A 14,672-nucleotide genomic window follows, 5' to 3' on the forward strand; every position below is an offset into this window, starting at 1 on the left:
GCACGGGGAACTGCTGCGGCAGGGGGGGCTTTACCGCCGCCTGTGGGAGGAGCAGCAAAGGGTGCTGGCGGTGGTCCCCTGAGAGGGGATCTGTAAATATGCCCCATAGGCCGGAACGCAGGGGCAGTTATAACAGCGCCCGTATACAAGAATATTCCGCAGGGTTTCAAATTTTTCAGGGTAACTTTCTGGCCGGTCCGGCCATTTATGGCCGTTGTAATTGTTCAGTAAAACCGCCACCAGCGGCACCATAGCGGGGTCACTGAACATTTACTGGCCGTCTGCGGGAGGGAATTGGCTGCCTTTGCAGAAGGTTTTTAAAGTACAAGAAAGAGTTTCTGGTATGGCTGATATGCGGGAGCGGGAAGTCTACAACCGGTTACCACATGCGTAAGGAGTACGGGTTATGCATAACATGGAAATTTCCTGGGCCTTCCGGGAACTGGCGGACCTTCTGGAATTTGAGGGCGAGGATTTTTTCAAGATCCGGGCCTACCGGCGGGCGGCAAAGGTGATCGCCGGTCTGGATGAGCCGGTGGAGAAACTGTACCGGCAGGGCCGGCTGGGCAAGGTGCCGGGAATCGGCAAGAACATCCTGGCCAAAACCGGAGAATTAATTGAAAAGGGCGAGATGGCTAAATTACAGGAGCTGCGGCGGAAATGGCCGCCCACCATACCGGAGGTTATGGCACTGCCGGGCATCGGTCCGAAACGCGCCCGTTTTCTGTATGAGCAGCTGGGGGTGGCGTCCCTGGATGGCCTGGAGGAAGCAGCCCGGGAGAAAAAAATAAGGGCATTAAAGGGCATGGGTGTGAAAACGGAGCAGGAGATCCTCCGGAGCATTGAGCTGGTGCGCAGCCGGGCGGGAAGGATCCTTTTGCCCCTGGCCAGGGAACTGGCCCGGGAGATGGCTGATTGTGTGCGGGAAGCACCCGGAGTTTTCCAGGTGCATGTGGCCGGGGAAATCCGGCGCTGGGAAGAAATAGTGGAAGAAATCCTGCTGGTGGCTGCTGCGGAGGAACCGGAGCCCGTGCTCAATGTGCTGGCCGCCCACCGCCGGGTACGGGAGGTGCTGGTGCGGGAGCGGGACCGCATCCGGGTGCATACCTGGTGGGGGGTGCCGGTGGAATTGCGGGTGGCTGCTCCCGGTGGATACGGTGCGGCCCTGCTGCTGGCCACCGGCAGCCGGGAGCACATTCGCCGGCTTATGGAATACGCTCGGGAAAGGGGGCTTGCCGAGGACCGGGCGGCAGCAGGGCCGGCACAGGAGGAACGGGCAGGGATGTTCGCAGCGTGGGCAGGAAATATCACCCTGCAGCCGGCAGGAGCGTCAACCGGAAAAAACGCTTACTGGAAAGCTGCCATTTCACCGGACAGGCATCCGGTGCAAAATACGGATCCACTGGCGCCGGTTCCCGGTGCGCCCCTGCCGCCGGAGGAGGAGGAGATCTACCGCCGGCTGGGCCTGTGGCCCGTGCCGCCGGAACTGCGGGAAGACCGGGAGGAGCTGGAAGCGGCCGCTCGGGGGGAGCCTCCCCGCCTCCTGGAAGTGGGTGACATAAAGGGGGACCTGCACGTTCACAGCGACTGGAGCGACGGGGCCAATTCCATTTTGCAGATGGTGAAACGGGCCAGGGAAAAGGGGTACCGTTACCTGGCCATCACCGACCACTCCCGCTCCCTGGGGGTGGCCCGGGGACTGTCCCTGGAACGCCTGCAGGAGCAGCACCGGTTGATCCGGGAGCTAAATGAATCGGAAGAGGATTTCCGCATACTGACAGGGACGGAGGTGGATATCCTGGCCAGAGGCGGGCTGGATTTCCCCGACGAGGTGCTGGCGGAAACGGACGTGGTGGTGGCTTCGGTGCACAGCGGCTTCCGCCAGGACCGGGACACCCTGACCCGGCGGGTGCTGGAGGCGGTGGAAAACGAGCATGTGGATATTATCGCCCATCCCACGGGACGCCTGCTGGGGGAGAGGGAAGCCTACGACCTGGATGTGGAAAGGGTTATAGAAGCAGCGGCCAAACATAACAAGATCCTGGAAATAAACTCTTCCCCCGACCGCCTGGATTTAAACGCCCATTATGCCCGCCTGGCCCGGGACCATGGCGTAAAATTGGCCATCAACACCGATGCCCACGATTTAAGGCGGTTGGACGAAATGATCTACGGCGTGGCCGTGGCCCGCCGGGCCTGGCTGGGTCCGGAAGATGTGTTGAATACAATGGATCTGCCGGATCTTTTAAAATTATTGGGCAGGAAGTGAGGGAACCGGTCCTGATAAGTTAATGTTCCGGCTGCGGTAAATAATTTGGCGTACCCGGTTCGTTGACTTATTCATTATGTTGATGGAGAAGGAAATCAATTTTTCGGACATTCTGCCCCGCTCCTTTTACGGGCGGGATACGGTGCTGGTGGCCAGGGAATTAATCGGCCATCATCTGGTCCACGACAGCCCGGAGGGCCTGACGGCCGGCCGGATTGTGGAAACGGAGGCCTACCTGCAGGGGGACCCGGCCTGCCATGCCAGCCGGGGCATGACAAACCGCAACCGGGTGATGTTCGGCCCCCCGGGTTATGCCTATGTCTATTTCATTTACGGTATGTATTATTGTTTTAATGTGGTTACCGCCGCCGCAGGGGTGGGGGAGGCGGTGCTCATCCGGGCGCTGGAGCCGGTGGCCGGCATTCCACTGATGCAGGCCCGGCGGGGGCGGGAAAAGCTGACCGAGCTGTGCAGCGGTCCGGCCCGCCTGGTGCTGGCCATGGGCATTACCCGGGAGCACAACGGTTGTGATTTGACCAGGGGTCCCCTTTTTATCTGCCGGGGGGCGGGGCGGCCCCAGCCGGTGGTTACCACCACCCGCATCGGCATTAGGGAAGGAGCGGAACTGCCCCTGCGGTTTTACCTGCAGGGAAGCAAATACGTATCTAAAAGGTGATCAGGGGGGATTTTATGGAACGTTTCCGGAAGTTTATGGGACGGGAAATTAAACTGGAAAATGTAAAAAATAATGATCACCTGCAGTCCTGCGGCATCACCTGTACCTACCTGCCCGACCCGCCGGATGAGTTCGATGAATTTGAATTCCGCACCGGTTTTGCCGGGCGGGAGATCGTCATCACCGTGGCCGTGGAGCAGGGGAAGATTCAAAGGATTATGTTCAACGCCGCTGACGAAAACAATCCGGAGATAACCAGAAGCCTGTCCCCCTCCCAGCTGGACGGCCTGCTGGGCGATAGGGGCAATGCTCTAGTGCGGTTTTTGGAAGGCATTACTGAATAAAAACAGCGGTAGCTATTGGGAGAAATTAATGCTTCAGTAAAACCGTTATTTACAATATAAAGATGGGAGGAGCAAAATTGAAGATCCGGGAAATCTACGAGCTGGCCATCGCCAGAGGGATGGAAAACGACCCCCGGGGTCTGGAGGCGGTGCAGAAGTACCTGTCCGCAAAAAAGAAGAAGTATGAGGAGCTGAAGGAAGAAGAAAAGCAGGAGTACGATACCGACCGCCTGGTCAACCCTTATGACGATACCCGGGTGCTGGTGGGTGACCCGGAAAGGGAAGTGCGCCGGGCGCTGGTGGGCATTGACATGGAAGTGGGGGAAGTTTTGCTGGCCGACCGGCTGGGAGAAAAGGGCCGGCCGGTGGATTTAATCATTTCCCACCACCCGGAGGGCAAGGCCATGGCTGCCCTGTACCAGGTGATGCACCTGCAGGAGGACGTGCTGGCCCGTTTCGGGGTGCCCATCAACGTGGCCGAGGGAATTATGGCCTCCCGCATTGGCGAGGTAAAGCGGGGCCTTTTGCCCCTGAACCACAACCGGGCGGTGGATGCCGCCCGCATCCTGGGGCTGGCCCTGATGAGCGTGCATACCGCCGCCGACAACCTGGTGGCCACCTTTTTGCAGAAAATAATGGATGAAAAGAAGCCGGAAACCCTGGGGGATGTGTTAAAGCTGCTCAAGGAGCAGCCGGAGTACAAGGAGGCGGTCAAATACAACGCCGGGCCCACCATTGTGGTGGGCAGCAAGGAACGCCGGGCGGGCCGGATAATGGTGGATATGACCGGCGGCACCAGCGGCTCGGAGGATGCCTATGCCAAACTGTCCCAGGCCGGTGTGGGCACCCTGCTGGTGATGCATATGGGGGAAAAGCACCGCAAGGAGGCGGAGAAAAACCACATCAACGTGATCATTGCCGGCCACATGGCCAGTGACTCCCTGGGCATGAACCTCTTCCTGGACGAACTGGAGTCCAGGGGTGTGGAGATAATCCCCTGCGCCGGATTGTTACGGTTCAACCGGAAGGCATAAGCGCGATTGAAGGGGCGGCGGGAGAACAGGTGCCGGTCATTTTTAGTGATTCCTGCCGGGGCAACGCGGCACCCGGCCGGTGGTAGCAGTTTCACCGGACAGTTACTTTTGGAGGGATGCACCTCTTGATCCGGTCCAGCAAGCCCGAGCTTCTGGCCCCCGCCGGGGACTGGGAATCCCTGGTGGCGGCGGTGCAGAATGGCGCCGATGCCGTCTACCTGGGCGGCCGGCTTTTCAACGCCCGCCACGGGGCGGCCAACTTCGACGACCGCCAGCTGCAGCGGGCCGTTGAGTACGCCCATATCCGGGGCGTGCGGGTTTATGTCACTGTAAACATTCTTTTGCGCGACGAAGAACTGGCCGGGGCAGCCCGTTTCCTGCATTTCCTGCAGCGGATCGGGGCCGACGCGGCCATCACCCAGGACCTGGGGCTGGCGGCCCTGGCCCGGCGGGTTATTCCGGAGCTGGCTTTACACGCCAGCACCCAGATGACCGTCCATAACCGGGCGGCGGTGGAAAAGCTTTTGGAGATGGGTTTTGCGCGGGTGGTGCTGGCCCGGGAAATGGGCCTGGAGGAGATTGCCGCCATTAAAAGGGCCACCGGGGCGGAGCTGGAGGTCTTCATCCACGGCGCCCTGTGCGTCTGTTATTCCGGCCAGTGCCTGCTCTCCAGCATGATCGGCGGCCGCAGCGGCAACCGGGGGCGCTGTGCCCAGCCCTGCCGCCTGACCTATACCCTGGTGGACGAAAGGGAAAGACCCCTGGTTAACCCGCGGGAAGTGGGGGAGTATCTTTTAAGTCCCCGGGATCTGAATACCAGTGAGCACCTGCCCGATTTAATCCGGGCCGGCATAGACTCTTTTAAAATCGAAGGGCGGATGAAAAGGCCGGAATATGTGGCCACGGTGGTGCGCATTTACCGGGAGCTGATTGACCGGGCCGTACAGGAGGACAATTATTACCTCACCCCCCGGGAGGCCCGGGACCTGGCCCAGATTTTCAACCGGGACTTCACCACCGGCTATTTTTACGGCCGCCCGGGATTTGCGCTCATGAGCTATAAGCGGCCCAACAACCGGGGGCTTTTCCTGGGCCGGGTGGTGCGCTATCATCCCGCCTCCCGCCGGGCGGCGGTGGCCCTGGAACTGCCCCTGCGCACGGGCGACGGCCTGGAGGTATGGGTCAGCCGGGGCGGCCGCCTGGGGCTGGAGGTGCACGAACTGTGGGAAAAGGGCCGCCGGGTGGATGGAGCGCCGGCCGGGGCGGTGGTGGAAATCCCAGTGCCGGAGCGGGTGCACCCGGGTGACCGCGTTTTTAAAACCCATGATGCGGCTCTGATGGAGCAGGCCCGGGCCACTTTTACCTCTCCAAAAGAAGTGCGCAAGATTCCAGTGCGTTTTTCCGTCCGGGTGCATATGGGCGAGCCCCTGGTGGTCGTGGTGGAGGATCCGGAAGGAAACAGGGGGGAAGGCAGGGGCGCCACCCCGGCGGCCAGGGCGGTGAGACAGCCCCTGACGCCGGAGTTCCTGCGCCGCCAGCTGGACCGGCTGGGGAACACCCCCTTTGCCCTGGCGGACCTGCATTGTGTCCTGGACGGGGATGTCATTGTGCCCGTGGGGGAAATCAACGGGGCCCGGCGCCGGGCACTGGCACAACTGGCGGCGGCCCGGCTGGCGGCGGCCCGCCCGGCGCCGCCGGTGGCGGAGGATGTCTTTGAGTCCAGGCTGGCCGGGGCGGTTTGCCCGAACCCGGCCCGGGCGTGCAGGGGTGCCCGGGCATCGGGGCCCATCCGCGGGGCGGCGGCCGGGGTAGCCCGGTGGAGGGTGGGAGAAAGGGCGCCCCTCCTCTCCGTTGCCGTCACCCACCCGGCCGGGGTGCGGGCCGCCGTGGAGGCCGGGGCGGACCTGATCTATTTTGGCGGGGAGAGCTTCCGTTCCGGGCCGGCGGTCAAAGAAGAGGACATCCGCCGGGCGGTGGAAGTCTGCCGGGAACGGGGAGCGGCCTTTGTCCTTTCCACCCCACGCATCATCCATGATCCCGAAATGCCCGTGGTGGAAAGGCTTTTGGATCTGGCCGCCGGCTTGGCCGTGGACGGGGTGCTGGCTGGCAACCTGGGCCTGGTGGAACGGCTGGCCCGCAGGGGCCTGGCCCTTTATGCCGACCTGGCCTTTAATATTTTCAACCGGTATACAGCCGTCTACCTAATGCACCAGGGGGCGGTGCAGCTGGCCCTTTCCCCCGAGCTGACCATGGAGCAGGTGGCCCGCCTGGTTGACGGGGGCCGGTTGGCCGCCGAGGTGCTGGTCCAGGGGGCGGTGGAACTGATGGTTTCCCGGTACTGCGCCCCGGGGAGCCTGCTGGGCGGCCTGGCTCCGGGCAAAGGCTGCGCCGGGCCGTGCGCCGGGCGGCGCTGTGCCCTGAAGGACCGCCTGGGTGCCGTCTTCCCGGTAGAGGTAGACCAGTTCTGCCGCATGCATATTTTCAACTCCCGGGACCTCTGCCTGGTGGATGACGTGCCCCGGTTCAGGGAAATGGGGGTGGCCGTTCTGCGCATCGATGCCCGGGGGAGGGATGAGCATTACATCGGCGCGGCCGTAAAAGCCTACCGGCGGGCGCTGTCCCTCAACCCCGGCCGGGCCGGGGACGCCGTGGAGCTGGCCTCTTTAAAGGAAAAGCTGCTCCGCTTCAGCCCCGCCGGCCTGACCAAGGGCCACTTTTACCGGGGAGTGGAGTGAGCGGGAGGATAATGACCCATTCAATTTAGCGGGTGCATTCCGCCGTTGAAAATGCTATGATAATTAAGGTAGCAGGTAGTGAACATGCGACCGGGAGAAATGCTGCCTGATGGATGAACGTACCCTCAAAAGACTGGAATACGACAAAATACTGGAACGGCTGGCCGGTTATGCCCTTTCCCCCCTGGGACGGGAGCGGGCGCTGGCTTTAAGGCCCGTCACCGACCGTCAGGTCATCCTCACCTGGCAGGCCCAGACCACCCAGGGCCGGGAACTGCTGCGCCTGGACCCCCATGCGGATCTGGGGGGCTGGTATGACATCCGCAGGGCCGTGGCCGGCGCCGCCCGGGGGGTGGTGCTGGAGCCGGAGGACCTGTTTGCCGTGGGGCAGACCCTGGCCGCCTGCCGGCGAATCAAGCACTTCTTTGCGGAACGACCCCACCGGTATCCCCTTCTGGAAGAGATTGCCGCGGAAATAGGTCACTTTGCCACCCTGGAGAAAAGGATCACCGCCGCCATCCTGCCCGGCGGCGAGGTGGCCGACCAGGCATCGCCCGACCTGGCCGCCATCCGCCGCCGGCTGGCCCATGCCCGCCAGCAGGTGAGGGAAAGGCTGGAGAGAATCATCCGCTCCCCGGCCTACCAGAAGTATTTGCAGGATCCCATCGTCACCATCCGGGAAGGGCGCTATGTGGTGCCGGTGAAGCAGGAACACCGGGCCCAGGTGCCGGGCATCATCCACGATCAGTCCTCCAGTGGAGCCACCCTCTTCATCGAACCCATGGCGGTGCTGGAAAGCAACAATGAAGTGCGGAGGCTGGAGGTGGCGGAAAAGCAGGAGATCACCAGGATACTGGGGGACCTTTCCGCCGGGGTGGCTTCCGCCGCGGAGGAGATCTCCCTTTCCCTGGAGGCCCTGGGCCGGCTGGACCTGATCATGGCCAGGGCCCGTTACAGCCAGGACCTGGATGCCTGGTCGCCCCGTATCCTGTCCGGGGCCATGCTGGATTTGCGCCAGGCCCGGCACCCCCTGCTCAGCGGTGCAGTGGTACCCGTGTCCATACACCTGGGGCGGGATTTTGACACCCTGGTGATTACCGGCCCCAACACCGGCGGCAAGACAGTTACCTTGAAAACGGTAGGGCTGCTGGTCCTGATGGCCCAGTCGGGTCTGCACATCCCCGCCGCTGAGGGTAGCGAAATGGGCATCTTCCAGGAGGTTTTTGCCGACATCGGGGACGAGCAAAGCATTGAGCAATCCTTGAGCACCTTTTCTTCCCATTTAACTAACATCGTGCACATCCTGCGCCATGCCGGCCCGGACAGCCTGGTGCTGCTGGATGAACTGGGTGCGGGCACCGACCCCACGGAAGGGGCCGCCCTGGCCCAGGCCATACTGGAAAGGCTCCATGGTATGGGGGCCAAAACGGTGGCCACCACCCATTACAGCGAATTGAAAAACTTTGCCTATGCCCGGGAGCGGGTGGAGAATGCCAGCGTGGAATTCGATGCCGTCACCTTGAGGCCCACCTACCGGCTGCTCATCGGCAAACCCGGCCGCAGTAACGCCTTTGAAATAGCCGCCCGGCTGGGCCTGGACGGGGAACTGGTGGAAAGGGCGCGTAATTTCATGACCACCGAGCAGATCCAGGTGGCCGACCTGATGCAGCAGCTGGAGCGCACCCGCCAGGAGGCGGAGCAGGAACTGGAACGGGCCCGGGAAATGCGCCGGGAGGCCGAGAGCTTTAAGGAGCGGTACCGGGTGCTGCAGGAAGAGTTGACCGCCCGGCGGGAGGCCATCCTTTCCCGGGCCAAAGAAGAGGCCCGTTCCCTGGTAAGAGGGGCCAGGCGGGAGGCCGAAGAAGCCGTCCGGGAACTGCGGGAGCGGTTGTCCGCGGAGACGGCCCGGGAGCGGGAGGAGGCCATCCGGGCAGCCCGCCGGAAACTGGGCGGGATGCAGGAGCACTTGCAGGCCGGTCCTCCCACCCGGCCGGCCGGTGACGGTGCCGTTCCGGAAGCGGTGGCCGTGGGACAGACTGTTTTCCTGCCCCGCTTTAACCAGCAGGGGGTGGTGACGGCCCTGTCCCAGGATGATGAAGTGCAGGTACAGGTGGGCATGATTAAGATCAACGTGCCCTTAACAGACCTGCGCCTGGTGGCCGGGGAGAAAGCCGCCGCCGGGGAGGTGCGCACCGGTTCCCTTTTACAGGATAAGGCCCGGGCCGTTTCCACCCGGCTGGATCTGCGGGGCATGCGGGCCGAGGAGGCCCTGGCGGAGGTGGAAAAATACCTGGACGACGCCACCCTGGCCGGGCTGTCCCGGGTCTACCTGGTGCACGGCAAGGGTACCGGCGCCCTGCGGGCGGCGGTGCAGCAGCAGTTGAAAGGCGACCCCCGGGTGAAGTCCTTCCGCCTGGGGGAACAGGGGGAAGGGGGCCTGGGCGTCACGGTGGTGGAACTGGGGTGAAACCCCTGTCCCGGATCAGCGCAGGCCGTTTTATACCCGGTCGCTGGTTCACGGATTATCCGGCCGGGTTGCCGGGAGGTTCGTCGGTGGCGGCTTTTTGCCCGGTTGACCCGGTTGCCCGGGGGCTTCCGGCTGGCCGGGAACCACCGGAGGTTGTTGTCCAGGGGGCGCGGCCGGTTGCGCCGGGTGGCCCGCTACCGGCGGGCCACCGGCATTTTCAGCCGTATGCAGGGTGCATACCGTGGTAGGTACCCGTTGTCCGTAGTCTTCCACAAAGCTGGGCACGGAGTAGGGCAGCTTGATCATCACCCTGGTTACCCGTTCCGGGCAGTATTGGTTGGGCAGTTGCCCGGTGGCGGCGCATACCTCCACCAGTACGTGGGTGTTATCTGTCCGGGTGGGTACCGTCCCCTGGGCGAACAGGTCGGTGACCATATCCGAAGGGGGTGTGTTCGGCCCGGGCAGCAGACCAGATTTACTATCCACCGTGGCGGATACAATGCCGGCCGGCCGCGGGAAATCCCGTACCGGCATGCCCTTAAGAGCCTCACTCATAATCTGGTTCCAGATAATGGCCGGGTAGAGACCGCCGTACTGCTGGGGCATGGGTTTGGCCGGCGCATAACCGATCCAGACCACTCCCACCAGTTCCGGGGTATACCCGGCGAACCAGATGTCCTTGATGTCATCTGTGGTTCCTGTTTTGCCTGCCGCCGGGCGGCCGATATTGGCCCGGGTGCCCGTGCCGTTGGTAATTACTGTTTTTAACATATCCGTGATCAGATAAGCGGTGGTTGGTTTCATGGCCTGGTAGGGTTTGGGCTCGTACTGGTAAACAACGGTACCGTCGGGGTCTTCCACTCTGGTGATGGCGGTGGGTTCCAAATATATACCCTGATTGTCGAAGGCGGCATAGGCGGCCGCCATTTGCAAAGGGGTCACCCCTTCATTTAGACCCCCCAGGGCTATGCTGGGGCCGTGGTTGTTTGGGTCCAGGTTTATGCCCAATCCCCGGGCAAATTTGATGGCGTCGGCAATACCCACCTGATCCATAAGCACTTTCACGGCGGGTATATTAATGGATCTGGCTATGGCCGTACGCATGGTCACCAGGCCGTGGAAGCGGCCGTCATAGTTGCTTGGAGAATAGGAACCGTACTTTACCGGGATGTCGTCAATCACCGAGGCCGGGGCCATCCCTTTATAATCAATGGCCGGGCCGTAGGCAATAATGGGCTTGAAAGTGGAACCCGGCTGCCTGCCCGGTGGAGTGGTGGCCCAGTTCCATTGCAGCCGGTGGGTATGTTCCCGCCCGCCTACGATGGCCCTGATATAACCCGTATGGGGGTCCAAAACCACTACTGCGGCCTGGGGTTGTAACACTCCTTTTTTGTCTCGCACCGAGGCCGGGAAATTACGGGGGTTGGACATGACCTTTTCTGCTACTTCCTGAATTCTGGGATCTAAAGTGGTATAAACCTTCAAGCCGCCCTTAAAAACCCTTTCCGTACCGTATGTATCCACCAGTTTTTCTGTTACGTAGTCAACGAAGAAGGGATAGGGATACTGCTGTCTCTTCCCTTCTTTCAGTATATCCTCCAGTTTTACGTCTTTGGCCCGGGCGGCCTGGGCCGGGGTAATAAAGCCGTAGCGGGCCATGTTATCCAGCACCATGTTACGCCGGGTGATGGCCCCCTCGGGATTTTGAAAGGGATCATACAGGCTGGGAGCCTGCAAAAGTCCTGCCAGTAGAGCCCCTTCCGTCAGGTTCAACTGGCTGGCCGGCTTATCGAAGTAGGTTTCAGCCGCCGACTGGATTCCGTAAGCGCCGGCGCCAAAATAAATCTTATTCAGGTACATTTGCAGTATTTCCTGTTTTGTGTAGCGTCTTTCCACCATGATGGCCAGGATAACTTCTTGAATCTTTCTTTTGAATGTTTTTTCCGGTCCCAGAAAAGACAGCCGGACCAGTTGCTGGGTAATGGTGCTGGCTCCTTCATGGAGGCCCCGGCCGGTGATGTCCGTCCAGGCCGCCCTGGCAATGCCCCGTAAGTCCACTCCGTGATGCTGGTAGAAGCGAACGTCTTCCACCGCCAGAAAGGCCTCCTGCACCTGTTCCGGAATATTCCGCAACTCAACAGGAACGCGGTTTTCTTCACCCACCCGGGCTATAAGCTTTTCATTCTGGTCGTAAATCAAAGTGGAAGCGCTGGAAAGCAGTTTGTCCTCATTCCAGGCGGGTAGATCTTTTATGCTCAAAGCCAGCAATACCAGGGCCGCGCTTCCCCCCACAACAAATAACAATAACAGCATAAACAGCAGCAGGCGGAATAAATGTAATTTTCTTTTTCTTCGTCTGTTCAATGTTCATCCCCCTACAGTGTTTTCATACCAGCATTATAACATAACCCGTCAAAATTTTGGTCCTTTTTGGAGACTGCGGTGAGAATGATGTAATGCCTTGTCAGGCGGAAGTGGATTCTGTTATTATAGTGTAGTGACCCGGAAGGGGAATGAATAGCGGCCCGGGTTTTAAGTTCCGGTTGACCCGGTGGTCGCCTGTAAGAGGCACTGGTTGAAAGGGGAAATTATGATGCTGGGCGTGGACAGGCAACTGGAAATCATCCGGCGCGGTGCGGCGGAAATTATTGCCGAAGAGGAACTGGCGCAAAAGTTAAAGCGTTCCATAACCACAGGCCGCCCCTTAAAAATCAAGCTGGGGCTGGATCCCACGGCTCCGGACATTCATCTGGGCCATACGGTGGTTTTGCAGAAGGTGCGCCAGTTTCAGGAACTGGGCCATGAAACGATAATTATATTGGGGGACTATACCGCCCGCATCGGTGATCCCACCGGAAAATCGGAAACCCGCAAACAGCTGAGCGAAGAAGAGGTTTTAACCAACGCTCGCACCTACGAGAAGCAGATTTATAAAATCCTGGATCCCGCCAGGACCAGGCTGGTCTTTAACAGCCAGTGGCTGGCCCCTTTAAATTTTGCCCAGGTAATTGAGCTGGCGGCCAAATATACCGTGGCCCGCATGCTGGAACGGGAAGATTTTGCCCGCCGCTTCCGGGAGGGGCTGCCCATCAGCATCCACGAGTTTTTCTACCCCCTTATGCAGGGCTACGATTCCGTGGCCCTGGAAGCAGACGTGGAGCTGGGGGGTACCGACCAGAAGTTTAATTTACTAATGGGCAGGACCTTGCAGAGGGAATACGGGCAGGAACCCCAGGTGGCCTTGATGATGCCCATTCTGGAAGGCCTGGACGGGGTGCATAAGATGAGCAAAAGCCTGGGTAACTACATCGGCATCGATGAACCTCCCCGGGAAATGTACGGCAAAACCATGTCCCTGCCCGATAAGCTGATGCTGCGTTACTTTGAACTGGTCACCCCGGTGCCCCTGGAAGAGCTGCGCCATATTTCCGCCGGCCTGGCCGATGGCATTCTGCACCCCCGGGATGTCAAAATGCGCCTGGCCCGGGAGATAGTCTCCTTTTATCACGGGAAAGAGGCGGCCGCAAGGGCCGAAGAGGAGTTCAAAAGGGTCTTCCAGCAGCACGATTTGCCCGATGAAATCGCCCCATTTCAGGTGGAACCCGGCATTTTAGAGGATGGAGCCATCTGGCTGCCCAGACTTTTACATCTGGCCGGGCTGGTTTCCAGTACCAGCGAGGGCCGGCGGATGATCCAGCAGGGCGGGGTAAAGGTAGACGGGGAAAAGGTCGGGGATCCCAACTACCAGCTGGTACCGGTGGACGGCATGGTTATCCGGGTGGGCAAAAGAAAGTTCGTGCGTTTGGTCTGTGGATAAAGGATACCCCGGCGTAAGACCGGGTTTTTTATTTGCGCCCATTTGTCCAGGCCCTGCTTCATATAATATCCTTAGTGGATATTACCACAGAACACCCGGGCAGCGGTATTCCCCTGGCGTGGGCCGGAGGGAGAAAAGGGGTGAACCACCGTGTTCCGGAGGCGGCGGCCCTACGGGGCCTTTATGGTCTGGACAATGATCTTTTTCCTTTTGTTTGGCCTGTTTCTTTTGGTCGACCGCAGCCTGCGGCCAACCATTTTTAATATTGCCCAGGTGCAGGCCACTCAGATGGCTACGGAAGCCATCAACCGGGCCGTACTGCAAAAAGTGCTGGATAGAAATTTACAATATCAGGACTTTGTGCAGGTACACAAGGACAGCCAGGGGCATATAGTATTAATGCAGGCTAACACCGTAAAGATTAACCAGTTCAACGCAGACGTCACCCTGGCGGCACAGGCCGCCCTGCAGGAGCTTTCCCGGCAGCGTTTCGGCGTTCCCCTGGGACAGGTGACCGGTACCCAGTTGCTGGCTTCCTATGGTCCACGTATACCTGTGACCATAGTGCCAGTTGGTAGTGTCCGGGTGGATGTAAATGATCAATTTGAACAGGCCGGTATAAACCAGACCAGGCACCGGATATACCTTGACTTCAGCACCGAAGTGCGTATTGTCATACCGCCTGGAAGCGCCACCACCCTGGTGGCCACGGAAGTGCCGCTGGTGGAAAGCATTATTGTCGGTCAGGTGCCCGGTACATTTGTCAATATCAGTGGAGGGTTGTTTGGAGGAGAAAGTGGCGCGCGGTAGTATTAAATTCCTCCGAAAAGAAAAAATAAGTGAGTGTTGACATGACAGGGCCTGTTGTGCTATATTGTTTAACGTCACACGGCGAGTGGATTTTAACCTTGAATTACCAGTTGACCGCGGCCTGCCGACGTGATATGATAAAAAAGTCGCTGCTATTCGGGCGGCGGTCGCAAATGCAAAAAACTCTTGACGAAAGATTAAAAGAGCGTTAAGATTATTATTGCCGGGACAGTTAAGAAGAAAAAAATACCTCTTGACAGTCACCGGGCAAACAAGTAAAATAAGAAATGTGTCAAATTTTGTGGTCCTTGAAAACTGAACAGCGGGTTAAAGATGGGAAAGACCTCGTCAGAAAGCCTTGAGGAAGGCTAGAAGGCGAAGTAATTCCAGGGGGCCAGCGCAAGCTTTTCAAGGTATTAATGGAGAGTTTGATCCTGGCTCAGGACGAACGCTGGCGGCGTGCCTAACACATGCAAGTCGAGCGATTGAGAGGTGAGAGGTGAGAGGTTAGAAGTGAGAT

The 14,672-nt window shown here is 59.9% G+C and carries 9 protein-coding genes and 1 rRNA gene; 9 read left to right on the forward strand and 1 reads right to left on the reverse strand.

The annotated features are described in order from the left end of the window. The first annotated feature begins 406 nt into the window (after positions 1–406). From GFC01_RS16325 to GFC01_RS16350, 6 genes are all read left to right on the forward strand, one after another. On the forward strand, positions 407–2,269 hold the full coding sequence (locus tag GFC01_RS16325) for a PHP domain-containing protein (RefSeq protein ID WP_152948223.1): 1,863 nt from the start codon (positions 407–409) through the stop codon (positions 2,267–2,269). A 76-nt stretch (positions 2,270–2,345) separates the two neighbouring features. After that, positions 2,346–2,945 (forward strand): DNA-3-methyladenine glycosylase, encoded by a 600-nt coding sequence (locus GFC01_RS16330; RefSeq protein ID WP_194175004.1) that lies wholly within the window; start codon positions 2,346–2,348, stop codon positions 2,943–2,945. A 14-nt stretch (positions 2,946–2,959) separates the two neighbouring features. Continuing rightward, positions 2,960–3,289 carry a hypothetical protein gene (locus GFC01_RS16335; RefSeq protein ID WP_152948224.1) on the forward strand — a complete coding sequence of 110 codons (330 nt, stop codon included), beginning with the start codon at positions 2,960–2,962 and terminating at the stop codon, positions 3,287–3,289. Between the two features lie 77 nt (positions 3,290–3,366). Next, the gene (locus GFC01_RS16340) at positions 3,367–4,323 is read left to right on the forward strand and encodes a Nif3-like dinuclear metal center hexameric protein (protein WP_152948225.1); all 957 of its coding nucleotides are present in this window, start codon (positions 3,367–3,369) and stop codon (positions 4,321–4,323) included. Between the two features lie 116 nt (positions 4,324–4,439). Then, entirely contained in the window at positions 4,440–7,058 is a 2,619-nt protein-coding gene (locus GFC01_RS16345; RefSeq protein WP_152948226.1) for a U32 family peptidase, read from the forward strand. A gap of 109 nt (positions 7,059–7,167) precedes the next feature. Continuing rightward, on the forward strand, positions 7,168–9,525 hold the full coding sequence (locus GFC01_RS16350; RefSeq protein WP_152948227.1) for an endonuclease MutS2: 2,358 nt from the start codon (positions 7,168–7,170) through the stop codon (positions 9,523–9,525). Between the two features lie 48 nt (positions 9,526–9,573). Here the strand turns inward: GFC01_RS16350 and GFC01_RS16355 are convergent, their stop codons facing one another. Next, positions 9,574–11,889, reverse strand: a complete 2,316-nt coding sequence (locus tag GFC01_RS16355) for a transglycosylase domain-containing protein (RefSeq protein ID WP_152948228.1) — start codon at positions 11,887–11,889, stop codon at positions 9,574–9,576. A 229-nt stretch (positions 11,890–12,118) separates the two neighbouring features. On the opposite strand from GFC01_RS16355, the gene tyrS reads away from it, so the two are divergent. From tyrS to GFC01_RS16370, 3 genes are all read left to right on the forward strand, one after another. Continuing rightward, on the forward strand, positions 12,119–13,342 hold the full coding sequence (tyrS, locus tag GFC01_RS16360; RefSeq protein ID WP_152948230.1) for a tyrosine--tRNA ligase: 1,224 nt from the start codon (positions 12,119–12,121) through the stop codon (positions 13,340–13,342). A gap of 150 nt (positions 13,343–13,492) precedes the next feature. Continuing rightward, entirely contained in the window at positions 13,493–14,152 is a 660-nt protein-coding gene (gene yunB, locus GFC01_RS16365) for a sporulation protein YunB (RefSeq protein ID WP_341474056.1), read from the forward strand. Between the two features lie 416 nt (positions 14,153–14,568). Further along, positions 14,569–14,672, forward strand: a 16S ribosomal RNA gene (locus GFC01_RS16370); the annotation flags it as partial.

It is taken from the genome of Desulfofundulus thermobenzoicus (genome assembly GCF_009428905.1).
GTDB classification, from domain to species: Bacteria; Bacillota; Desulfotomaculia; order Desulfotomaculales; family Desulfovirgulaceae; genus Desulfofundulus_A; species Desulfofundulus_A thermobenzoicus.